The sequence below is a fragment of the Niallia sp. 01092 genome (assembly GCF_052318935.1).
Classification (GTDB): Bacteria; Bacillota; Bacilli; order Bacillales; family Cytobacillaceae; genus Niallia.
In genome coordinates, this window is sequence record NZ_JBQRKO010000012.1 from 113,209 (window position 1) to 136,193 (window position 22,985).

18 protein-coding genes are annotated in these 22,985 nt (G+C 35.4%); 6 read left to right on the forward strand and 12 right to left on the reverse strand.

Going from position 1 to position 22,985, the window contains the following annotated elements; translation table 11 throughout:
* Positions 1-2 precede the first annotated feature (2 nt).
* Complete coding sequence (locus tag ACTXGU_RS13145; protein ID WP_443481973.1) at positions 3-557, forward strand: TetR/AcrR family transcriptional regulator; 555 nt, start codon at positions 3-5, stop codon at positions 555-557.
* A gap of 96 nt (positions 558-653) precedes the next feature.
* Here ACTXGU_RS13145 and ACTXGU_RS13150 read toward each other — a convergent pair whose 3' ends face one another.
* Positions 654-1,823 (reverse strand): MFS transporter, encoded by a 1,170-nt coding sequence (locus tag ACTXGU_RS13150; RefSeq protein ID WP_443481974.1) that lies wholly within the window; start codon positions 1,821-1,823, stop codon positions 654-656.
* Between the two features lie 387 nt (positions 1,824-2,210).
* On the reverse strand, positions 2,211-3,158 hold the full coding sequence (locus tag ACTXGU_RS13155) for a DMT family transporter (RefSeq protein ID WP_443481975.1): 948 nt from the start codon (positions 3,156-3,158) through the stop codon (positions 2,211-2,213).
* Positions 3,159-3,787: 629 nt separating this feature from the next.
* On the opposite strand from ACTXGU_RS13155, the gene ACTXGU_RS13160 reads away from it, so the two are divergent.
* On the forward strand, positions 3,788-4,258 hold the full coding sequence (locus ACTXGU_RS13160; protein WP_443481976.1) for an Lrp/AsnC family transcriptional regulator: 471 nt from the start codon (positions 3,788-3,790) through the stop codon (positions 4,256-4,258).
* A 260-nt stretch (positions 4,259-4,518) separates the two neighbouring features.
* Here ACTXGU_RS13160 and ACTXGU_RS13165 read toward each other — a convergent pair whose 3' ends face one another.
* The 7 genes from ACTXGU_RS13165 to ACTXGU_RS13195 all read right to left on the reverse strand — a co-directional run bounded on the left by ACTXGU_RS13165 (position 4,519) and on the right by ACTXGU_RS13195 (position 10,954).
* Complete coding sequence (locus ACTXGU_RS13165; protein ID WP_443481977.1) at positions 4,519-5,121, reverse strand: response regulator transcription factor; 603 nt, start codon at positions 5,119-5,121, stop codon at positions 4,519-4,521.
* Positions 5,118-6,251, reverse strand: a complete 1,134-nt coding sequence (locus ACTXGU_RS13170; RefSeq protein ID WP_443481978.1) for a sensor histidine kinase — start codon at positions 6,249-6,251, stop codon at positions 5,118-5,120. Before ACTXGU_RS13170 ends, ACTXGU_RS13165 begins: the two co-directional genes overlap by 4 nt.
* A gap of 9 nt (positions 6,252-6,260) precedes the next feature.
* Entirely contained in the window at positions 6,261-6,998 is a 738-nt protein-coding gene (locus tag ACTXGU_RS13175; protein WP_443481979.1) for an ABC transporter permease, read from the reverse strand.
* Entirely contained in the window at positions 6,999-7,898 is a 900-nt protein-coding gene (locus tag ACTXGU_RS13180; RefSeq protein ID WP_443481980.1) for an ABC transporter ATP-binding protein, read from the reverse strand.
* A gap of 833 nt (positions 7,899-8,731) precedes the next feature.
* Positions 8,732-9,850: an MFS transporter gene (locus tag ACTXGU_RS13185; RefSeq protein WP_443481981.1), complete on the reverse strand. Its 1,119-nt coding sequence runs from the start codon at positions 9,848-9,850 to the stop codon at positions 8,732-8,734.
* A complete protein-coding gene (locus tag ACTXGU_RS13190; RefSeq protein WP_443481982.1) occupies positions 9,796-10,437 on the reverse strand; it encodes an MFS transporter in 642 nt (213 codons plus the stop codon). The genes ACTXGU_RS13185 and ACTXGU_RS13190 overlap by 55 nt, the downstream gene beginning before the upstream one ends.
* Complete coding sequence (locus ACTXGU_RS13195) at positions 10,424-10,954, reverse strand: PadR family transcriptional regulator (protein WP_443481983.1); 531 nt, start codon at positions 10,952-10,954, stop codon at positions 10,424-10,426. Before ACTXGU_RS13195 ends, ACTXGU_RS13190 begins: the two co-directional genes overlap by 14 nt.
* Before the next feature lie 640 nt (positions 10,955-11,594).
* Between ACTXGU_RS13195 and ACTXGU_RS13200 the strand changes: the two genes are divergently transcribed.
* Both ACTXGU_RS13200 and ACTXGU_RS13205 read left to right on the forward strand, forming a co-directional pair.
* Positions 11,595-13,349, forward strand: a complete 1,755-nt coding sequence (locus tag ACTXGU_RS13200; RefSeq protein WP_443481984.1) for an alpha-glycosidase — start codon at positions 11,595-11,597, stop codon at positions 13,347-13,349.
* A gap of 368 nt (positions 13,350-13,717) precedes the next feature.
* Positions 13,718-16,003 (forward strand): glycosyltransferase, encoded by a 2,286-nt coding sequence (locus ACTXGU_RS13205; RefSeq protein ID WP_443481985.1) that lies wholly within the window; start codon positions 13,718-13,720, stop codon positions 16,001-16,003.
* A gap of 73 nt (positions 16,004-16,076) precedes the next feature.
* Here ACTXGU_RS13205 and ACTXGU_RS13210 read toward each other — a convergent pair whose 3' ends face one another.
* Positions 16,077-16,991, reverse strand: coding sequence for a glycoside hydrolase family 26 protein (locus ACTXGU_RS13210; protein ID WP_443481986.1), 915 nt, complete (start codon positions 16,989-16,991; stop codon positions 16,077-16,079).
* Positions 16,992-17,675: 684 nt separating this feature from the next.
* A complete protein-coding gene (locus ACTXGU_RS13215; RefSeq protein ID WP_443481987.1) occupies positions 17,676-18,506 on the reverse strand; it encodes a DUF1835 domain-containing protein in 831 nt (276 codons plus the stop codon).
* 468 nt (positions 18,507-18,974) lie between these two features.
* Between ACTXGU_RS13215 and ACTXGU_RS13220 the strand changes: the two genes are divergently transcribed.
* Together ACTXGU_RS13220 and ACTXGU_RS13225 are read left to right on the forward strand one after the other, a co-directional pair.
* On the forward strand, positions 18,975-19,643 hold the full coding sequence (locus ACTXGU_RS13220; protein WP_443481988.1) for an HAD family hydrolase: 669 nt from the start codon (positions 18,975-18,977) through the stop codon (positions 19,641-19,643).
* Positions 19,644-19,760: 117 nt separating this feature from the next.
* Positions 19,761-20,996, forward strand: a complete 1,236-nt coding sequence (locus tag ACTXGU_RS13225; RefSeq protein WP_443481989.1) for a mannitol-1-phosphate 5-dehydrogenase — start codon at positions 19,761-19,763, stop codon at positions 20,994-20,996.
* A 306-nt stretch (positions 20,997-21,302) separates the two neighbouring features.
* Here ACTXGU_RS13225 and ACTXGU_RS13230 read toward each other — a convergent pair whose 3' ends face one another.
* A complete protein-coding gene (locus ACTXGU_RS13230; protein ID WP_443481990.1) occupies positions 21,303-22,877 on the reverse strand; it encodes a response regulator transcription factor in 1,575 nt (524 codons plus the stop codon).
* Positions 22,878-22,985: the final 108 nt, after the last annotated feature.

Here is a 22,985-nt window from a genome sequence, read left to right on the forward strand (position 1 = left end):
AATTGAAAGAACGTATATTAGAAACTGCATCACACCTTATTGAGAAGTATGGGCTTAGAAGATTCACACTAGACGAAATTAGTCGAATGCTGTCTATAAGCAAGAAAACAATCTATGTTTATTTCCATAGTAAAAATGACATTATTTCTGCTTATTTTGATGCAGTATTAGAAAGTGATAAACAACATACGCTGAAACAATTAGACAAAGCAGAACTATTAGATGAAAAATTACAGGCCATTATCTTTTCTTCACATGATTTTAAACTTCCTTTAATTGTTATTGAAGAGGCTGAACGGTCCTATCCGAAAGAATGGGAAAAAGTTGAAAAGTACAGACTTTTCAAAGTTGCTTTAACTCGAGAAATTTTAGAAAATGCTAAAGATGATGGACTAATCAGAGCAACTGTTGATTTTACTATTGTTAGTTATATGTTGGAAAAAATAAGCTCTATGATTTATAATCCTTCTTTTCTCATTGATAACGACCTTACATTAAAGCAAGCCTTGCTATCAAGTGTTGACTTAATTATGAATGGTATTAGGAAAAATGACTAGTTAGGCAGAGGAGATAATTATAAAATCAGGGTAGTGACTAGTGCACCACCCTATTTTTTTCGAGAAACTTCAAGTGATGCGCAGGCACCATCCATGCTATTCCTCTAACGCAGTACTTATCTTTGTTGTTTTCACTTGCACATAAAACAATGCGAGTCCGATGACTGTAATAAATGGTGCGACTAACACTAAGTCTTGTAACGGCAAATACTTAACAGATAAGCCGCCGACAAAGGCACCTCCTGCATTTCCTAAATTCAGTGCGGATTGATTTAAGGTACTTGCAAGCGTCGGAGCGTCTGCGGATACTCCCAATATCCGAAACTGCAGCATCGGAATCATTGCAAAAGCTAAGACTCCAAAGATAAATATTCCTGGTACCATCAGAATGTTGGAGAATTGGAGGAAGTAAAACAAGAATAAATAGCCAACAAAGGCACTTAAAATAATAAAAAGTGATTTATTAATATTCCAATCTGCCATCTTTCCGCCTACAATATTTCCAGCAGTTACCCCTAAACCAAATACAACTAACAGCCAGGAAACGGTAGAGGATTGATATCCGGTTACATCGGTCAAAACGGGCGTAATATACGTTACCAACGTAAATACACTGCCAAAACTAAACATGGCGATAAGCAACGCCAGCCATAGGTTGCCGCTTTTTAATACGAGTAACTCTTGTTTTATATTGATTTTCTTTTGTTCATCATTTTTCGGAACAAGCAGGAAAATGCCTATTAATGTAATAAAACCAATGATTGCAATGATTAAAAAGCTGCTTCTCCATCCTAATTGCTGTCCGATAAATGTCCCAAAAGGAACACCTAATATGTTGGCAACCGTCAAGCCTGTAAACATGAGCGCCATTGCACTTGCACGGCGAGAATACTCTACTAAGTTCGCTGCCATAATAGCACCGATACCAAAAAAAGAGCCATGAGCAAGTGACGTGATTAAACGAGACGCCATTAACAAACTATAACTCTCCACAACAGTCGCCATTAAATTACCGATGCAGAAGATGAGCATCAGCAGCATTAATAAGTTTTTTTGCGACATTTTATACGTGATAAGAACAAGAATCGGACCGCCAACTGCTACACCTAATGCATAGCCAGTAATTAACTGCCCCGCAGCGGGAATAGTAGAATGAACATCATGAGCTACCTCTGGTAACAACCCCATAATAACAAACTCTGTCATCCCAATTGCAAACGCACCTACAACCAATGTCCATAGTGCAATCGGGTATTTCTTCGTCAATACGATCACCCCTTCGATTTTTATTTAATACTAAATAGCATCATTATATAAAAATCTTCCTTTTGCTGTCTTGTATATTGCTCAAACTTTTTCAGAAAAACTACCTGGATTTAAATCCATACATTCATTAGCAAATAGCACAAAAAGATAAGGGTATCCTACATAAATCTTCTGTAGAACAGTTTGCTTGGAAATCACAGCCGTTTTGTCCTATACAAAAAGGGTGTCCAAAACCGGAAAATCTCGGCTTATGAGACACCCTATTTTATCATCTGCACTCTTCCAGCTTTTCCATCTGTTTATTTTACCTTTAATCCATGTGGATTTAACGGAGATACCCTCAATACTAGGAAATATTTCCCCTTAATGGCATACACCATATCTTTACTATCCATTTTTGTATTTAGGTCTATATTCATATATATTTGTTTTTCGTAAACTACTTCTCCATAATTTTTTTGTTTTTAGCTTTAAACTTGTTAAACATACACCGACTATGACTATTGCACCTGCCAATATCTGCATGGAAGTAATAGTTTCACCTGATAGTAAGGTAATTACTACCGTAAATACCGGCACTAAATTCATACTAATACTTGCCTTAACTGTGCTCACTACAGGAACTGATCGGTTCCATAAAATAAAGGCAAAAACTGTTGAAAAGATACCAAGATATAGGATACTTCCAATATCAGCAATGTTTACTTGATGAATACTTATTGGTTTTGAAAATAAAAGAAAAGGCATCATTATAAATAGACCAAATAAAGATGAAATAGCCGTTGTGGTAATTGGATTAACACGTAATAAACTTTTCCCAATAATGGTGTAAAAAGTCCAGCTTAACACGACTATAAACATTGTTAAGTCCCCGATATTTAATTTATTATGGGAAAAATTAGAATGTGATCCAGAACTAATGATGATAATTACACCTAATAATGAAGTAGCAATTCCAATACCTTGAATAAAAGTAATCTTCTCTTTTAAAAAGAAATAACTAAATACAACAACACTTACAGGAATTAATACAGTAATTAGAGATACATTGGTAGGTGTAGTATGCTTTAATGAAAAGTAAGTAAAGTAAGTAAAAAGATAACCTCCAAGTAACCCCATAAGTAATAGTTTAAACCACGATTTCCTTATTACTTCTTTCCAATCAGGTTTTTCATAAATTTGAGCAAGCGGAATAAGAACAGCAACAGCAACAATCCAACGTACCACAGTGATCCATATCGGACTATATTTAGTTAATAAATGTGGACTGAATAAAATATTCGTAGCCCAGAAAAAATTACATAACAAGAGAGAGATCCAAGCTTTATAAACCATTAAACTTCCTCCATTTCTTCAACATAAACATTGTTAAGATTAATCTTCTTAAATAAAGGCTGTTTTCGTATAGATTGTTGCTTTTAAACGCGCAGCCTGCATACCCTTCGCTTTCCGTGGGCGAGCGTCGAGCCTCCTCGTCGCATACGCTCCTGCGGGGTCTCGTCTTTCTCGCATTCCCACAGGAGTACGTGTATGCAGGCTGCTAAGAAGTGCATTTCTAAATGTATTATGTAAAAAACAACAAACTTTGAGAAAACAGCCTAAATAAAAAATAAATGATGAGTAACTACCCGGTTGTTTTAGAGATTTTTTGAGATTATTAATATATTTTTTCACTTCAGCTATACTTTTCGAATTTGTCCGATTTTTCTAAAGTAACTTTGGTTTAAGCGTGATAACAAATAAGTGTAAGTGAAAAGATTAATGTGATTGTGCCACTATGACATGTTAACCTCACTATCTGATTATTAATTATTTTAACATTAAAGTTGATTTATAACTTTATTATTCGGTATAATCTAATAAACTTAAAATAATTTAAAGTATTTATCGTTTTTGCAAAATTAAATTCACTTTAAGTATTCAAACATTAATGTTTTTAGAATATTTGTAAAGGAGTAATTTTAATGGAATCTATCGTAAGTAAAGTTTTAGATAATGTTGATATTCAACTTTTAGATTTACTACAAAAACAAGCAGAGTTGAGTAATATTGAGCTGGCAAAACGTGTGAACTTATCTCCACCAGCTATCCATTCAAGGATAAAACGTCTAGAAAAAGAAGGTTTTATTAAAAGAAAAGTAGCTATTTTAGATCATGAAAAGCTAGGATTTGATTTATCATGCTTCGTTTTTATCAGTGTGAATATGCACCAAGCTGAGAAGTTGGAGGCTTTGGAAAAGGCATTAGAATCTATGCCTGAAATATTAGAGTGTCATGCTTTAACAGGTGAATATGATTTTCTTATAAAAGTGGTTAACAAAGATCGGAAGGAATTAGAGATGTTTGGAAGAAAATTATATGAACTTGGTATTACAAAAATTCAAACTAGCTTATCCCTAAGAGAAATTAAAAGTACTACAGTATTACCTATATAGGAACAAGATTAAAGTTGTGAAATGTTGGGAATCAAGATGTAATATAAGAATTCAGCGCCATATTCTTTGATTAGAATGGCGCTGTTTATTCCAGATTTGTTTTTTACTAAACCGTCTTCCATAATTCCTGACTGAAGGTTTCTTCTAATCAGTTTAAAGGTTGGTTTATCTGTAATCGTTTTAGCTAGGAGACTCATCAGTTTGTCGTGCTGAACTCGGTCGAAAAATTAAATCCCGAACACCCTTAGGGCTGATACCCTTTATATCCACCCATTCCCTTTAGCTTTAGAAATAGCTTCTATTCGATTTTTCACTTCTAATTTACTGATTGCTTCTGAAATATAATTGCGGATTGTTCCAGAGGATAAGTAGAGTGCAGCGGATATTTCTTTAGCTGTTTTACCATCAGCGACGAGTGATAATACTTCTCTTTCTCTTTCCGACAAAGGATTTTCTTTGCCCATGCTGCCAAAAATCAATTCGGATGCAAATTCTCTTTTTCCTTTTATAACATTCCGAATTGCTTCTGCTAATTCTTCACTTGGACCGTCCTTTAGTAGATAGCCATGAACGTTTGCTTTCAGTGCTCTTTCGAAATACCCTGGACTTGCAAAGGTGGTTAAAATGACTACCTTGCACGCTGAATGGCTTCGCTGTAGCTCTTCTGCAACATCCAATCCACTTTTCATCGGCATTTCAATATCAAGCAAGCATACATCTGGCTTCAGCTTCTTTATTAAAGAAAGAGCTTCTTCCCCATTCTCCGCCTGCCCAATCACCTCTATATCCTCTTCGAAATCCAAAAGGGTTCCTAAGGCTCCTCTGAGCATTCTTTGATCCTCTGAAATAATGATTCTAATCAAAAAGCCATCCCCTCTTTCCTTTCTTTCACAATAATAGGAACCGTTATGTGCAGGTTTGTTCCTTCTTGAGAGGAAAGGTGTAATTTCCCCTCTAAAAGTTCAAGGCGTTCTTTCATTCCTTTTAATCCATTTCCTGCTTTCCTATTATCCGTTAGCCCAACCCCATCATCTATAACAAAAACATCCACTTTGCCAAGTTTATGGTTAATTTTAATCGTACAATTTAATGCAGAGCTGTGCTTTACCACATTTGTTACAGCTTCTCGTAAACATAGACTAATAATATTTTGCGTAAGAGGAGGCACGTCTGCTTTTTCTAAATCAGCTTCTATGTGATGAGCAATGCCCGCTGCTTTTAATATCGTTTGTATCTCCACTAATTCCTCCGCAATAGTGATTGCCCGCATATCTGAAACCAATTCCCGTACTTGTTTTAATGCCGAACGGGAAATTTTTTCGATTTCTTTCGCTTCTGTTTGTGCCTGCTCTGGTTTATGAACAGCCAACTTCCCAACAAGCTGGCTTTTTAATGTAATTAACGATAAAGTGTGGCCTAATGTATCATGCAAGTCTCGTGCAATCCGCATTCGTTCCTCTCTTTTAACTAACTCATTAATCTGTTCATTGGCAAAATCCAATTGTTTTTCTAATTCCATTCGTTTAATCATCGATCGGATGCCAAATGGCGACATCAACATAATCACAAAAAAAGGAATATAGGAGATTATACTTTTTAATGAAGTATTCTCTATATTAATAAGCAGAGGAATGGATTGCATCACAGCAAATACAATAAGAGCTAGATAAAAATTCCTTTTTCTTACATAATATCCAATAAAATTAGCCGGGAAAAAACCCATAAATAAATTATTCGGATTGTAAAATAAACTTAACAATAAAATAATCCCCATCTGAATGCCGAGCCAATAAGAATACTTTTTCATTCCCATACAAAAATATAATTGTCGATACGAAACAAGGAATACAATCAGAAGCAAATATCCAATAACTAGTTTTACTCCTTTTTCTTTTGAAATATCGACAGTTGGCAAAACGAGATATATTAAAAATACATAGGGGAAAAATCCAAATCTTTCTGGAAATATGAATAACTGCTTGTTAAATCCCATAGACGCTCCTTAAACAGCTTCTTGTTTTCTTCTTATATACATAGATAATAGCATAAAAAGGAAAAGGTATCCTATTAGCAAAAGGGAATTCATTACATTCGGATTGTTTCCTCTAATGATTTCCCAAGCCCCGTCAGCAAATTGATAGGAAGGAAGCCACTTAGCAATTGCTTGCATCAATTTAGGAAAAATATCGATAGGCATCCACATTCCCCCCATAATCGCTAATACCATATAAATAAGATTGCTAATACCTGATGCAGTTTCCACCTTTTTCATTGTTCCGACTAATGTGCCAATTCCTAAGAAAGGAAAAGATCCAAAAATAATCCATACTCCACACATCATCCATTGAAACAGGGACAACTCAACTCCATTTATTAATACACCAGCTAGAAAAATAACTACAATAGAAAATACATGGATCAATGTTTGCGCCACCATTTTTGCAGCAAAATACACTCCGGTAGACAGAGGGGAGATCTTGATAAATCGTGTCCATCCTTGTGTTTGTTCTTGCACTAGCTTAATCCCTAAAGTCATAATCGATGATCCCATCACGCTAAAAGTTGTCATCGACATTAAATAATGTGCTTTCCACAGTGCTTGATCATTTTGCGGCGAACTAATGAGCTTGGTGAAAAGAAAATAAAACATAATCGGCATACATAAAGACCAAAAAATATAATAGCGATTACGGAACATTCTTAAAATCTCTGCTTTTGTTTGCATCATAAATGCGCTCATTTAGATAACCTCCCTATTTTCCACTAGATTTGAAAATGCTTCTTCTAGCTTCCCATGACGGATTTCAATTTGACGCATCTTTATCTTTTTTTCAAATAAACATGTAAGCACTTCATCCGCATTATCTGTTATAAGAACTATGCGATCTCGCTCTTGTTTTACCTCCAAAATATACGGCAATGCTCGGTACATTTCTAAAGAATGCTTCGCTTCATCCAAAAAGGAAATCGTTTGTTTTGTAAATCTTTCTTTTAATTGTGCAGGGGTGCCATCACTTGCGACCGTACCATTGTGGAGCATAATTATTCTTTCTGCTATTTCATCTGCTTCTTGCAAATAATGAGTTGTAAAGATAATCGTTTTTCCAGATTCTTTTAACTGTAATACCTTTTCCCAAAAGAGCTTTCTTGAGGTAATATCCATGCCAACTGTTGGTTCATCAAAAAAAAGTAAATCTGGATTGCCTACAAGTGCTAATGCAAAATTCAATCTGCGCTTTTGCCCGCCTGACAGCTTCTCCGTTCGTTTATTCCAATCCTTTTCCTCGAGTCCGGTTAATGCAAGTAAATCGGAAATCGCTAATGGGTTAGGATAATAGCTTTGAACTAGCCGAATCACTTCTTTTACTTTTAAGCCATCCATTACACTAACGTCCTGCAGCATACAGCCAATCCTTTGTCTTACTTCTTTCCTTTTTGGATCAGACTGAAATAAAGAAATCTTTCCATTACTTACCTCCATTAATCCAATCATCATTATGATAGTCGTTGTTTTTCCCGCACCATTTGCACCTAAGATGGCAACAGCCTCTCCTTTATTAATGGAAAAAGAAATATTATCCACCGCTTTTTGATCATAAAATACTTTAGATACATTGCTTACCTGTATGACATTCTCCATGTTCAACACCTCCGACATTTGTAATTCTATTGTAAGATGAAAAAAAACACTTGATTAGTCGCAGATGTCACCACTTTAAAATGACAAATGTCATAAAAAAATGGAATTTAAATTATTTGTTACAGTCTATATATAGTAGAAAATAAAAGGAGGTTTTTGTTATAGGCTGTTTTCTAAAAGTTTGTTGTTTTTGAATAAAATAATAAACATGGCTGAAGCACTGAGCAGCCTGAATACACGTAGACTCCTGCTTAGAAAAGCGAGAAAGACGAGACCCCATAGGAGCATAGCGAGGCCACTGAAAAAGTGAATGCTATAAAATATAGGTAGTGACAATCCAAGCAACGAAGAGGTTTTCGTTCGGTTTTCCGAGGCTTACCACACGCTTTCCGCGGGGCGAGCGCCGAGCCGCTTCGTCGCTACGCTCCTGCAGGGTCTCGCCTGTCTCGCTAATCCCGCAGGAGTCGTGCGGACGCCTCTCCTAACCAACATGATGGTCGTTTTCAAACTCTCTATACCATTTTTACCCTAATATATTTAAGTGTTTCACCTATAATTTATCTTATAAAACACTTTTTCAGTGTCGTCAGCATAGCAACAAGGAGGCTCGGCACTCGTCCGCGGAAAGCGAAGTGTATTCAGGCTGCGAGTTTAAAAGCAACAATCTATACGAAAACAGCCTAAATAAAAGCAAGCCCCCAAGTAAACGAAGAACTTTCGTTAGTTTGGAGACTTGCTTTTTTTACTTACCTAGTTTTATTTCGTCTCATCTTCCCTTTCGATATTTCATTAAAAGTATTTCAATAAACTTCGAGTAGTACTAGCAGCACCCTCTAAATGCTGTTTCTTCTTCTCTGAACATAACATAAACCAACGATGCTAGATATTAGAACAAACGGAAAGCTATTTTGATAAATGTCAGGGAAACTGGAAGCTATGGATGTTTTGGCAAATGCTGAAATATCCTTTGTATAGTTTGTAACCTTTGTTGCAACATCCTGCAGCTGTATGTCCACTTGCTTCGTTACTTCTTTGGTTATTACTGCCTGCTGTGCTTCTCTTTCTTGTGCAGGAAGTTTCGCTAACGTTGTTTCAACATTTCTCTTTATTAACCCTTCTCGTTTTAGATTTTCGTTTACTTCAGATTGACCGGAAGAAGAATCGTCAATAGAATGCTTATTTAGTTGAAGTTCCGTTTTCTTGTACAGTTCTTTTTTCACATCACTAGGAACATCTAGTCGTTCTACTTGTTTATAGGCATGAACCAATACCTCATGTTTTTTATCATCTATTGAGTTTGTTAAGCTGGAAACGAATATGGCAACAGCCAGCACAACACCTATCTGTCTCACCATCGTAAAGACACTTTGCGATGAAGTTAACAATTCGCCTTCAAATGAAGCAGCACTAGCCATAGTCGCAGTGGAAATAATAAAACTAAAACCTAGTCCTAACAAAAAGCATACTAAAATAATTTTACTAGTAGGGCTATCTATACTTAAACTTTTTAGTAAATAGAAGGAACAGCCCATGATAAAAAATCCAAGTATTGTCGGAATGGCAAAACCAATTTTCTTAACGACCCATCCAGCAAATGTGGAAAAGAAGAAAATCGTAGCTGAACTAGGTGTTATTAATAATGCAGCTTGTAATTCTGTCTTTCCTTGAATTTGCGTTAAAAATTGGGGAAGAAGAACCATTACACCTACTAAAAAGATAAATCCTAATGACACGCTTAAAGTGGATCCGATAAAAAAGCGATGTTTAAATAGAGTAAGGTCCACCATCGGATTTTGAACTTTTAATTCAGTCACAATAAACAAAATAAGAGATACTACACAAATGATATAACAAGCTATCGATTTTTCGCTTATCCATCCCCAATCATTTCCTTTGATTAATCTAAGTTCAAAGAAAAAATAGTTACGCTGGAAAATAAAAGACCAAACCAATCAATAGCAGCTTTTACCCGCTGTTCATTTTTGATCGTTAGAAATAGGATAGTGAGGATAACAGCAAGGATGCATATAGGAATATTGACATAAAAAACCCAATGCCAACTTAATGTATTCGTAATAATACCGCCAACAGATGGTCCTATCGCAGTTGACAGAACTTGCGTAGCCCCAAAAAGCGTCAATGCTAAGGTCCGCTTTTCCAACGGCATTGCCGCAACACCAATGATCATGCTGCACGGGATAAGAATAGATGCACCAAGACTTTGAATAAATCTAGAGAATATCAGCATAGACCCGCTGTCCGACAATCCACAAAGGGCAGAACCTACACCAAACAGAATTAATCCAATTATATAAAACTTATTCTTGCCAAACAAATCTGCAAACCGGGCCATTGGGATGACTAGGATGGCGATTGTCATCGTGTAGACATTTAACATCCATGAACTAGTTTCAAGCGAAGTCCCTAAATCCTCCTGAATTGCTGGTAATGTAATATTCATGATAGTAGAATCTAGCATACAAACAAAAATACCTAAACACATCACAACAAGTATTCTCATGCCTTTATTCTTCTCCACCACTAATCTCCTTTTCAATAATAGCTATTTCTTTCTCAAAAAAAGCTATATTTAATTTTGCTGTTTCAAGTCCATACTCCAACGTAATTCTTTTATATCGGTTCATATTAAATTGCTGTTTCAACGTATTTAATTCATCTATTTCGACTTGAGACTTTTCCCTCTCTTCTTTCATCCACTGTAAAATTCTTTCTTTTGATGTTAATTTTCCAAAAAACAATCTGATCATAAAGTCCGATCTTATTGTCGTTGGATTAATAGGGCTCATCATATATTCCTCAAATTCTCTTCTGCCTTTGTCCGTAATTTCAAACACATTCTTATTCGGCTTGCCATCCTGTGAAACAATTTTCTTCACTACTGATTCTTCTTTTTCCATTTTTCTTAACGCCGGATAAATAGCTCCAAATGAGGCATCAAAGAAATGAGAAACGGAAATCTCCATTTTCCTTTTGATGTCATAGCCACTTAATTCTTCTTCAAATAAAAAACCTAAAATAACGTATTGAATATTCATTTGTTCACCTCTTTTTATTATCGTTGTTTATATTATCAATGTTAATATAAACAACGTCAATATCATTTTTTCTATTTTAAAGAATTTTATTATTTTCTAGGCTGTTTTCGTATAGATTATTGCTTTTAAACTCGCAGCCTGAATATACTTCGCTTTCCATGGGCGAGCGTCGAGCCTCCTCGTCGCATACGCTCCTGTGGGGTCTCGCCTTTCTCGCATTCCCACAGGAGTCTACGTATATTCAGGCTGCTGGATACTTCTTCTCCTTTTTTTATGTAAAAAACAACAAACTTTGAGAAAACAGCCATTTTCTAATACAAAAAAGCTTAAGGCTGTAAGACCTCAAGCTTTGAATTTCTATTTGATTTTTATCATTCACAAATGCAGAGCAAAATAAACAAGGAACCCGCTCTTTCCCTTAACGAGCAGGTTCCTTGTTCTTTTCTCTAAAAAACTATTGAATCTGCAAATCCGAATTTCCGGAAAATTCCCGTTGATGATGTTCACCTCCCGTTTACAAAATAGAACGTACTGTATTCTAATTATGCATTGCAATTACCTTTCGTTTGTATTTATATTAGTACTAGATTCATTTAACGAAAACGTTTGCTTAAAAACTAAAAGATGTGAGGAGAATTTGATGTTAAAAGAAGCGATTTACCACAGACCTAAAGATAATTTTGCTTATGCTTTTAATGATGAATTATTGCATATCCGTATGCGCTCTAAAAAAGAGGATGTAAAAAAAGTGTTTTTAATTTATGGGGATCCTTATGATTGGACAGAAAATAGTTGGAATAACACTAGTAAACCAATGAAGCTAGAAGGATCAGATGAATTATTTGATTATTGGTTTGCGGAGGTGAAACCTGAATTTCGCCGTTTACGGTATGGGTTTGAAGTTCACTCTGATTCTGAATCTGCTGTATATGGGGAAAAAGGCTTTAAAGAAAAAGACCCCCAAGATGCAAGCTTTTATTTTTGTTTTCCATTTTTAAATACAGCAGACATCTTCAAAGCACCTGAATGGGTAAAAGATACGGTTTGGTATCAAATTTTTCCCGAGCGTTTTTGCAATGGAAATCCTGATTTAAATCCGAAAAACACACTTCCTTGGGGCAGCGAAAAACCAAAGCCTGATTCTTTTTTTGGTGGTGATTTGGAAGGCGTTATCAACAATATTGATTATTTAGCCGAGTTGGGTATTACCGGAATTTATTTCACCCCTATTTTCAAAGCTCCAACGAATCATAAGTATGACACGATCGATTATATGGAAATTGACCCGCAATTTGGTGACAAAAATACTTTGAAAAAACTAGTTCAAACATGCCATAAAAAAGGAATTCGGGTTATGCTGGATGCTGTTTTTAATCATAGCGGCTTTCATTTCCCTCCATTTCAAGACGTCTTAAAAAACCAAGAAAATTCTGTCTATAAAGATTGGTTCCATTTAAAAGAATTCCCAGTGCAAGCCTTCCCAAAACCAAACTATGACACATTTGCTTTCACACATATGATGCCTAAATTAAATACAGAAAACGAGGAAGTGCAGAAATATCTTTTAAATATTGCTAAATACTGGATAGAAGAATTTGATATAGATGGCTGGCGCCTTGATGTAGCCAATGAAGTAGATCATGCATTTTGGAGGTCCTTTCGAAATACAGTCAAAGCAGTTAAAAAGGATGTCTATATTCTTGGAGAAGTTTGGCATGACTCCATGCCATGGCTGCATGGTGATCAATTTGATGCAGTGATGAACTATCCCTTTACCAACGCTGTTTTAGACTTTTTAGCAAAAGGTAAAATGAACGCAGAAGAATTTGCACATCAAATCACCAAAGTATTGACATCTTATCCAATCAACGTAAATGAAGTCGCTTTTAATTTATTAGGCAGCCATGATACACCGAGAATTTTAACCATATGTGGGGAAAATCTAGAGAAGCTGAAATTGCTGTATTTATTCCAACTCACCTTCATGGGGACACCATGTATTTATTATGGAGATGAAATCGGGATGACCGGCGAAAATGATCCAGGCTGCCGAGAATGCATGATATGGGACAAAGATGAACAAAACCAAGAACTGCTTAACTATGTAAAAAAATTAATTTCTCTCCGTACAAATCATTCCATTTTAAGAAATGACGGGGAATTTAGATTTATCGAAACAAATAAACTATCCAATCATGTCGTTTATTCTAAACAAACAACAGGTGAAACGGTTATTATTGCAATGAATAACTCAGCAAATGATGTAGCCATCACGATTCCATATGATTTTACAGATAAAAAACCAGTTGATTTATGGGATAACAAATCTTTAAAAGAAACGTCCACAATTGAACTCGCTCCATATGGATTTATTATTATCCATATGGAAAATTAACAAATAGATTGCTAGAACTGTCTACAAACAAAACACGGTAGATTCTTTTTTATCTACTCGTGCCTTGTCTTTACCATCTAACGAAGAAAAGCAAAGTCTAACTATTAAAGAAAGGCGTGTGCGAGCGACTCCAACTTTTATATGGATAAACAACAAATGACAGCGCACTATCACTAGTAGTGTTCCATTAAAATCGGCGAAGCTCCGCCCCCTTTTAATTGTTCATTAGTTTCAGCTAACTTATTTGTTGCTTAGCGATGGTGACAAACACCCATTTTTTCCACTATTTTTGTAATGTTATAGCTTTAGTAATCATGTATACTCTTGTAGAAAATACACTCTATAAGAAAATAGGTGAAAAAATACTAATGTTTGACTTTTTACATAATAGTTATCCGCTTCTTATTATTAGTATTATTTTAATATTATTCATAGGATGCAAGATGGCTCCAGTATTAAAAAACCCATTGATTATCATCTGTTTGCTTACAAATGGGATGTATATTACATGGAGAATTTGTTTTACCATACCTGTATCAGATCCGCTAAGCATCGTCATGGGCCTTTTACTTATTATTACTGAAATCATTGGATTTTTACAACTAATTATCTTTTACATTCTTCTTTGGAAACCAGCAAAACAAAAGACAGCATCTTTACATAACTTAAAGAGACTTCCATCAGTTGATATTTATATCGCAACATATAATGAGCCTCTTTCTATTCTTAAGCGAACGATAGCTGGATGCATTAATTTAGATTATCCAAAAGAATTAGTAAACATCTATATATGCGATGATGGAAAAAGGAAATCTATCCAGTCACTCGCTCAAGATTTCGCTGTACATTACATAACCCGTGAAGATAATAAGCATGCTAAAGCGGGGAACTTAAACAATGCAATGGCCCATTCAAATGGTGAACTCATTGTAACGATGGATGCTGATATGGTACCATTCCCATCATTTTTACAAAAAACGGTCGGTTATTTCAAAAAAAAATCTGTTGCTTTTGTGCAAACTCCACAAGCATTTTATAATGATGATCCTTATCAGTTTAATATGTTCTCGAATAAAAATATTCCGAATGAACAAGACTTTTTTATGAGAACATTGCAAGCTGGTAAAGATCGCTTTAATTCTGTTATGTATGTAGGCAGCAATGCCATCTTTCGCCGTAAAGCTTTAGAAGATATCGGAGGCTTTGCCACTGGCGTTATAACAGAGGATATGGCTACAGGCATGTTGATTCAACGTAAGTTTCGTTCTGTTTTTGTCGGTGATGTATGTGCAGTCGGATTGGCTCCAGAAAGCTGGTTAGACTTGTTGAAACAGAGAGATCGCTGGTGCCGAGGAAATATTCAATGCGCAAGAAAATGGAATCCATTAACCTTATCAGGATTATCTTTGATGCAAAGAATTTTATATTTTGATGGAATTCTTTACTGGTTTTTTGGTGTGTATAAAATGATTTATATGTTGGCACCATTACTGTTTTTATTATTTGGGATTCATAGTTTAGATGCATCATTATATAGTTTATTTGTCTTTTGGATGCCATCGTTTTTAAGTTCGTATCTTGCTTTCAAACACATTTCCAATCAAAAACGCACTATGACATGGTCTCATATATATGACATAACAATGGCTCCACATATGGCTTTTTCATCGTTGTCAGAGCTCCTGTTTAAAAAGCGTCTGGAGTTTAAAGTTACACCAAAAGGAAAGCAATCAGCATCAAGGCATTTTGCATACTTGTCAATCTTACCGCATGCGATATTCATTGTTTTAACTTGTATCGCATTGATTAAAGTATTATTGGATTATTTTGTATATGATTCTTTTGATATAAACTTAACTAGTATTAATCTATTTTGGGTGTTATTTAATCTAATAGGTTTAATTATGGCTATTTTTATGGCTTTTGAACGTCCTAGATTTAGAAATGCAGAACGATTTGAAATGCAGGAAAAATTCAAAATTTCCTTACTCAACCAATCTCAAAAAAAGGAAGGATTATTAAAAGATTTAAGTGACACCGGTGCTCGTGTAGAACTGTCATTAAACAGCTATAAGCAACTAGATGAAAATATACACACACTGGAAATTGATATTATTGGTCCGTTAAATTGTCAGGTTACATGGATTTCACAAGAACATAATCGTGTGGAAATAGGTCTTAAGTTTAATGATATACCTGTCGATCAGTATTCTCGACTGATTAAATTTTTATATAATGAATCTATCATTAAACATACCGTTAAAGAAAGAGGATCAAACATCTTTTTTACTATTATACGATTTTTAAGAAGGACAAAGAAGCAGCCTCATTCTTATAAACGACAATATTTGCGAGAAGAAGTGAACAGCACTGGCCAACTAATACCTTCCAGGTTAAACACTGAATTTCCTGTCTCTAGTGAAAAATATCTAGATACTCAAGACATCAGTCTCCTTGATATTAGTTCAAACGGTTGCAAAATTGAAGTAAAACAACCAATAGTATTAGATCAAATAGTTAATTTATCGTTTCCAGACATTGATTTTATCGAGCGGACAGCATCTGTAAAATGGATTCGTAAAATGAAACGAAATCGTTATGCAGTTGGATTAAAATTCATTGATGACTCGAAAGTAATGTTACACGATGACTAGACAAAAATGGGATTAATTTATGTATCAATCATAAATTAATCCCTATTTTTATACTTTTTTTCACTTACAAATTTCATCTCAAATAACCACGTAATGAATTTTCGGATGATTCAATCCGCCAATCCGTTTCTTTATTTTCATTAAACCAAATAGCTGCTTCTATATCAAAACCGCCCTGTTCCATTTGATAAAAAGCATCTTTTATCCAACTGCCTTTATCCCCACCTAATTCAGAACTAGCCCACTCTGTGATAAGAATAGGATGATTTAATTTTTTCACTTCTGTATATGAAGGATTGAAAATTTCTTTAAAGCTTCTCCATTGGGACCAAGATTGAGAAGTTCCCCAATTATAGCCATCTATAGCTACAAAATCGACATAATTTCCACCTGGATAAGCACCTAAAAAGGATGAGCCCTTGCCAACATTATCTGCATTTACACAGTAAATCCATTTTACATTTTGCGCATTATTCGTTTTGAAGATATTTACAACTCGTTGATATGCCTTTATGTAGCTTTCGTTCGTATTTACTTTGCTGTCCCCTATTGACCAAGTATACCAATTTCCGTTCATTTCATGCATAAATCGAAGCCAAATTTCTTTCCCATTCTTCCAGTTTTTCATGTCTATTGCAAGTGATTGAAAATAAGAATCGAGCTGACCATTATTAATATCTTTTGTACTTAAACCATTCGGCTCGAGTGTTAAAAGATTAACGGCATTTTGAGAATCCACATAGTTCATTACATTTGAATAATCTTTAAATTGATGATCGGTATTTACAAAGGTATGAATGATTTTAGCATGTGATTGAGTCATTTCATTGAATGCTTGAATATTATTTTTATTAGAATCCGGCCATTCACCAAGCCAAGCACCTTGACTTATTTTAGAAGAAGCACTTTCAGCAGGAAGAAAAAGGTTAAAAATTAGTACGATGGCAATCAATCCAATCAATCCAATTAACATTAAATTTTTAAACATAAAAAAACCGCCTCTTAGATAGTATTTTGTGACAAGGACGGAAGTTTTATAACAGATTTCATAACTGGCTGACACACTTAATATATCAAGGTAAATAGTACTATACCAGCCATAATTCATCTAAAAAAATGACTATTTCTCCCTTAATGTTTATAAAAATACAGTAAATCAGCCAATACTTTTAGACCATTATTATTACTTATCCATTTCCTAGCACATTTATAGATAATTTAATTTATATAATTGTATTAAAACTACCATATTATAGTCTTAAAGTCTTTATATATGATTTCTTATAGCAGGTTATTAGAAGGAGTTTATATATATATTTGGCTCTGTTAGACTTGCCTGTTGATTTCCGCTTCAGGCGTTCGCTTTCCGCGGGCAGTCCGGGAGCCTCCTCGGCGCTGTGCGCCTGTGGGGTCTCCCTCTGACTCGCTTTCCCGCAGGAGTCTCACTCCTTCCACTCTAATCAACATCGTGCCAAAATCAACAATGAGCTTTAACAAAGCCATATATTTAAATACTGCCGATCTAAAAAGTTCGGCTAGAAGAATTCTTACACCTGCCAAATTTATAAGGCAATAGGCCACAATCATCAAAAAGACAGGCTGCTTAAAGCAGCCTGTCTTTTTGATGATTATATTCACATAAATTTTTGAAACTACCGATTCCCCACTGGCATCATTGAATCCAAAGATTGGACTTAGGAATTGGATCTTTATAGGTTGGCAAGGGAACATCACATTGTAGTAAGGTGGGAAAACGCTTCATTAGTTCATTTAATATACAAGTAAAGTGCAAATCGCTTAATCCATCATTTATACGTTGTCCACTTATATATTGAAATAACTCGGTAAAACTGCATCTCTTATTTTTTAAATAAGTTAAAACCAATGTTTCGACCTCATTTAATCCATTATTGGCCGCTGGAAAGTAGCTCAAATGAGTGAGTAATGCTTGCTTTAAAAAAGGCAGCTTGTTCTTTGATGAAGCAATCCACTGTTTTATTTTATCTGGATTAGAGGAAGTATATGCCTCCCATGCTGCTATTGCTTCCTCGATTTGTTCTAATGAAATAGGTTGTTTGACTCTTTCATAAAGCTCTTTCAGCTGCAAGGAGGAAAGCTGCCCTAAACCATAAAAAGGCTCTATGCCCGGATACTGATTAATAGTCACCATGGAAATTTTTTCAAACCCTTTCAATGATAATTCCTGCAATAAATAAATAAGCATGGTTTGGTCATAGCGATCATGTTCAAACCATAAAATAACTTCAGTTGTTCTAGGGATATCATCTAATAATTGATTTTGTTTTACACAATTATCTAAAAATAAAGAGTAAGGTACACCCATTTTTTCTTCAAAAAATCTAACCCGGCGTTTTATCCATTCTTCCTTGGGCACATCTCTGCTTAGAGGTCCTATATCATACATTTCCCGCCAAACGAGTACATTCCCTTCAAGATTTTTAATCTTTTGTCCAACAACATCCCCATTTACAATATGAATCATAGGAAACCTTCCTCCTTCTGAAAAGTAATTTGAACATGTAGATTCTATGCTCCAAACTAATCTTAAAGAAATTATGATAATTATCGCAGGATTACCTCTCCAGTTTGCGGAATTATCATAATTATCGCACGATTACCTCTCCGTTTCGCGGAATTATCCATTTTTTCGTTAACTTGATGGACATGGTGCAAGCATCACAACATTACACCCTATTCAAAAAATTTTTTCAAACTTTTTTTGACAGCGATTTCACCATTGGTAGATAAGTGATTACGGATGTTAGTTTTCGTTACCATTTCACCCAATTTCCCTCGAATTCCTTGAACAGTTTGTTAATTAATGTTACGGTTATATTAGAGATTCACATTTACAAAAGAATTTCAAGCATAATTTTATATTTTTTTCATTCTTTTTTGTTATGTTACATGACATAACTATATTAAATCTGAAGGGAGATAAAATACGGTTATGATAAAGGCAATTATATTTGATTTTGATGGAACTATCATTGATACGGAAACGGCATGGTATATCGCTTTTAGAGATGCTTATAAAGAACACGGTGTTGATTTAACATTAGAAAAATATTCGGAATGCCTCGGTACCAGTCTCCATTCTTTTAATCCTTACACTTATTTAAGTACTCATCATAATATTCCGATTGATCTGGATGAATTCAGAAAAACCATCCAAAACGCTCACACTGAAATGATGGAGAAAGAATCCATTAGACCCGGTGTTCTAGATTATTTAAAAGCAGCGAAGGATGCAGGATTAAAGATTGGTCTAGCAACAAGTTCTGAAAAAGCATGGATTGACAAATTTGTGGATCTTCTTGGCATTAGAGAATATTTTGACTGCTATTGTACAGCCGACAGTGTTAAAAATGTAAAGCCAGATCCTGAGTTATATTTACAAGCATTAGAACGTTTAGGAGTTGATGCCAGCGAAGCCATCGCTATCGAAGATTCTCCAAACGGTTCACGTGCAGCAGTGGCAGCCGGCATTCATACTATTGTCATTAAAAACACGATTACAGAGCAATTACCATTCGGTACCGGTCACCACACTATTGATTCTTTAGAAAACCATAAATTAAATGACTTGGTTGAAAACTTGCTTCAAAAAGCAAACTAAAGATTCGTATTATTCCAAATAGATTCTAGTCGCCTGTTCATTCTATTTAACATGGTGACTACGCATCTATTTATATATCAGAATTTTTCAAATAATCATATAAAGGAGAGAGAACTTATGAATAGGTCACTTAATAAAAGTAGTGATTCAAATATAAGTGAGGTCACACGCACACGTAAACCTCATGCCGTCCATTTTGGAGCAGGTAATATTGGGAGAGGTTTTATCGGATTGCTTCTAACACAATCAGGTTATGATGTCTGCTTTGTTACACGCAACAAAAAGAAAATCTCCTTGCTCAAGCAAAGAAAACAATACTCCGTCTATATCGCCAATCAAACGAACGATGAAATGATTGTTCAAAATGTCACTGCCATCTCTTCGCAAAATAAAGAATCCGTAGCAAAACGCATTGCAGATACCGACCTGATTACTACTGCAGTAGGTGTATCAAATTTACCAAATATCGCAGAAAAAATCGCATTAGGAATTAAACTACGATTACAAAATAACAATACGGAGCCCCTTCATATTATTGCCTGTGAAAATGCAATCGGTGGCAGCTCTAAGCTAAAAAAATGGGTGTATGAGCATATAGAAGAAGAATTGCATGAAAAAATAGATCGCTATGTAGCATTTCCGGATGCGGCTGTCGATCGAATCGTTCCCGCACAGCACCACGAAGATCCACTTGAAGTAACAGTAGAGCCTTATTTCGAATGGGTAATTGACCGTTCTGCGATGCTTGGAGGACTACCAGAAATAAAAGATGTCCAATTGGTAGATTCCCTTGAAGCGTTTATTGAACGCAAACTATTCACTGTCAATACCGGTCATTGCTGCGCTGCATATTATGGTTATCTAAAAGGATACTCTACAATACAAGAAGTGATGGCTGATCCTAATTTAAAAACCGAAATAAAAAAAGTCATGCAGGAAACGGGAGATATGTTAATTGAGAAGTATGACCTTGATGAGACAAAGCATGAGAATTATATACAGAAAATCCTTAAACGCTTCACGAACCCTAATTTGACTGATAAAATCGTTCGTGTTGGACGCTCCCCGATTCGCAAGCTTTCAATTGGCGACAGGCTAGTTCGCCCAGCCTTGCAAACATATGATCAAGGTAAAGACGTATCTAATCTTACGAAGGCAATGGCTGCTGCGCTTCTATTTGATTATTCCAAAGACCCAGAAGCCGTCAAATTAAAGCAAGCAATCCGAAAAAACGGAATTAATCAAGTTATCAGCAAATATTTAGGAATTCCAAAATCTCATCCTATTCATCGAAAAGTCGAAAATAAATATTATGAATTTAAGGAAAAATACCATCTTGTAAAAGAAGCATAAAGTGAGCTTCCTGCAAACATCCTTTTGCACCGTATACGCAATAAAAGAAAAACTGAGAAAGGAACTAGCTCTCTTCCCTAAAGAGCAGGTTCCTTTTTCATTTTTGTCTATATGCTTCAGGAAGTATCAGACATCTTATCCATCCTAGTCGATGAAGATGCCTGGCACACTACAAATTGGATGTACACGGTAATAAAGTCAGTTTGTGGTTACTCTATAAAATTAAATTCAATCAACTGCTAAACACTTTTCTTATACTTCTTCTAAGCTTCTAAAGAAAAGTTACCAACATTCAGTAATAGAATTTTACGTAATAGTAGAACATGTTTCTTTGTATTTTTTTCTATATTCCAAGGGAGTTAGACCAGTCATTTTTTTAAAAAGCCTGCTAAAATAGTTCACACCATTGAATCCTAGGCTTTCAGCGACATCATATATTCGGCCGTCCTCCTCAGTCAACAACCGTTTTGCTTCCCGTATCCGCAGCTCAATCAAATAATCGATAAAATTATAGCCTGTCTGCTGTTTAAAAAGAATACTAAAATAGTTTTTGCTGACATGCACTTTATCTGCTACATTCTGCAAGGTTAAGTTCTCCGTATAATGGGAGTCCATATATGCCAGCGCCTTTGTAATTAACTGTCCTCCGTTTCCATTATCAGGACTCCTTAGGATAAAGGATGTCTCCATCTCCTCCAATATACGTTTAAAAAGTGATGCTATTTCATCCAATGTCTCGGCGTTCTCTAACAAATCAAACTGGTCTGGAGGTAATGGTTTTGCATCTGCCTGCAGTTCACTAATTTGGATTAGAAGATCACAAGCCTCTTTTTTTATCTGTTCTGGGTTGTTGCATAAGTTTTTCCAATGATTAATTGCATATTCCACTGCGGAGGAAACAGGATCGCCATTGCGGATAATTTCAAAAAAAGACTGCCAATCAGCATGTTCTGTTTCCATCTTTGAAGAAAAGGCTACTGCCTGATTTTCTGTCCATCCGTAAATTCCTCCAACTCCTTCAAAGAATCTTCTTTGACAAGCCATGCGGCTGTTGGCTAGCCCTTTTAAAATTCCATATCTCCCCTGCTCCATCGCATAACCTGCCGAGATCGTAATACCTAGTTCCGTTTCAACGGATCGCTTTAACCGATAAAGCTTTCTCCTCCAATTTTGTAACCTTTTTGGAAATAAAAGAAACAAGCTTCTTTCTCCTGACAGCACTGCAGCTCCATCATCCATTTTTTGATAAAACATTTCCTGAAACTCTTCCAATAATAATTGAACGTGCAGATAGCCATGCTTTTCCATTAGCACCTCGGCTCTGTCCAGCGTAATATACATGCAAACATAGTCTTGTTTCAGCCATTTTGGCTCCCAATCCATTGACGAGGACGAGCATTGTTCTTGAACCATTATTCTTTTGATTGCTTGCTCCATATATTTCCGTTCCTTGTAGGCAGCACCTTGTTGATAATAATGAAATTCAATTTCCTTTCTACGTTCTTCCTCTAGAATAGAGATGCATCGGCGAAGAACATCAAGAAGTTCAACAGGATCTAAAGCCGACTTCAGCAAGTAATCGACAGCCCCAAGCTTGAGGCCCTCTTTTACGTATTCAAAATCACTATAGCTGCTTAACATAACTACTTTAAGATTCGGATAATGCTCCAAAGCTTGCTTCATCAGCTCAATCCCATTCATGATGGGCATTTTAATATCTGTAATAAGAATATCGGCAGAACTGGCCTTTAATACTTTTAAAGCTTCCTCTCCGTTTGCACATAGTGATTCTACTAACATACCTTCCCTCTTCCAATCGATAAAGGCTTCAATTCCATTTCTGCTGATTGGCTCGTCATCTACAATAACAACTCGATACATGATGACATTTCCCCCAAATCTGTAAGATTCAAAATCTAAACTCTATCCAGCAATATCTTTATTAAGTTTACATAATTATTTTGAGTTATACCAAAACATTATCATCCA

Bases quoted from the DNA above. Each gene is read 5' to 3' on its own strand.
- ACTXGU_RS13155 (WP_443481975.1), bottom strand. From the start codon at position 3,158: ATGGTTTATAAAGCTTGGATCTCTCTCTTGTTATGTAATTTTTTCTGG.
- ACTXGU_RS13160 (WP_443481976.1), top strand. From the start codon at position 3,788: ATGGAATCTATCGTAAGTAAAGTTTTAGATAATGTTGATATTCAACTT.
- ACTXGU_RS13170 (WP_443481978.1), bottom strand. From the start codon at position 6,251: ATGGGATTTAACAAGCAGTTATTCATATTTCCAGAAAGATTTGGATTT.
- ACTXGU_RS13175 (WP_443481979.1), bottom strand. From the start codon at position 6,998: ATGAGCGCATTTATGATGCAAACAAAAGCAGAGATTTTAAGAATGTTC.
- ACTXGU_RS13180 (WP_443481980.1), bottom strand. From the start codon at position 7,898: ATGGAGAATGTCATACAGGTAAGCAATGTATCTAAAGTATTTTATGAT.
- ACTXGU_RS13195 (WP_443481983.1), bottom strand. From the start codon at position 10,954: ATGAATATTCAATACGTTATTTTAGGTTTTTTATTTGAAGAAGAATTA.
- ACTXGU_RS13200 (WP_443481984.1), top strand. From the start codon at position 11,595: ATGTTAAAAGAAGCGATTTACCACAGACCTAAAGATAATTTTGCTTAT.
- ACTXGU_RS13205 (WP_443481985.1), top strand. From the start codon at position 13,718: ATGTTTGACTTTTTACATAATAGTTATCCGCTTCTTATTATTAGTATT.
- ACTXGU_RS13210 (WP_443481986.1), bottom strand. From the start codon at position 16,991: ATGTTTAAAAATTTAATGTTAATTGGATTGATTGGATTGATTGCCATC.
- ACTXGU_RS13215 (WP_443481987.1), bottom strand. From the start codon at position 18,506: ATGATTCATATTGTAAATGGGGATGTTGTTGGACAAAAGATTAAAAAT.
- ACTXGU_RS13220 (WP_443481988.1), top strand. From the start codon at position 18,975: ATGATAAAGGCAATTATATTTGATTTTGATGGAACTATCATTGATACG.
- ACTXGU_RS13225 (WP_443481989.1), top strand. From the start codon at position 19,761: ATGAATAGGTCACTTAATAAAAGTAGTGATTCAAATATAAGTGAGGTC.
- ACTXGU_RS13230 (WP_443481990.1), bottom strand. From the start codon at position 22,877: ATGTATCGAGTTGTTATTGTAGATGACGAGCCAATCAGCAGAAATGGA.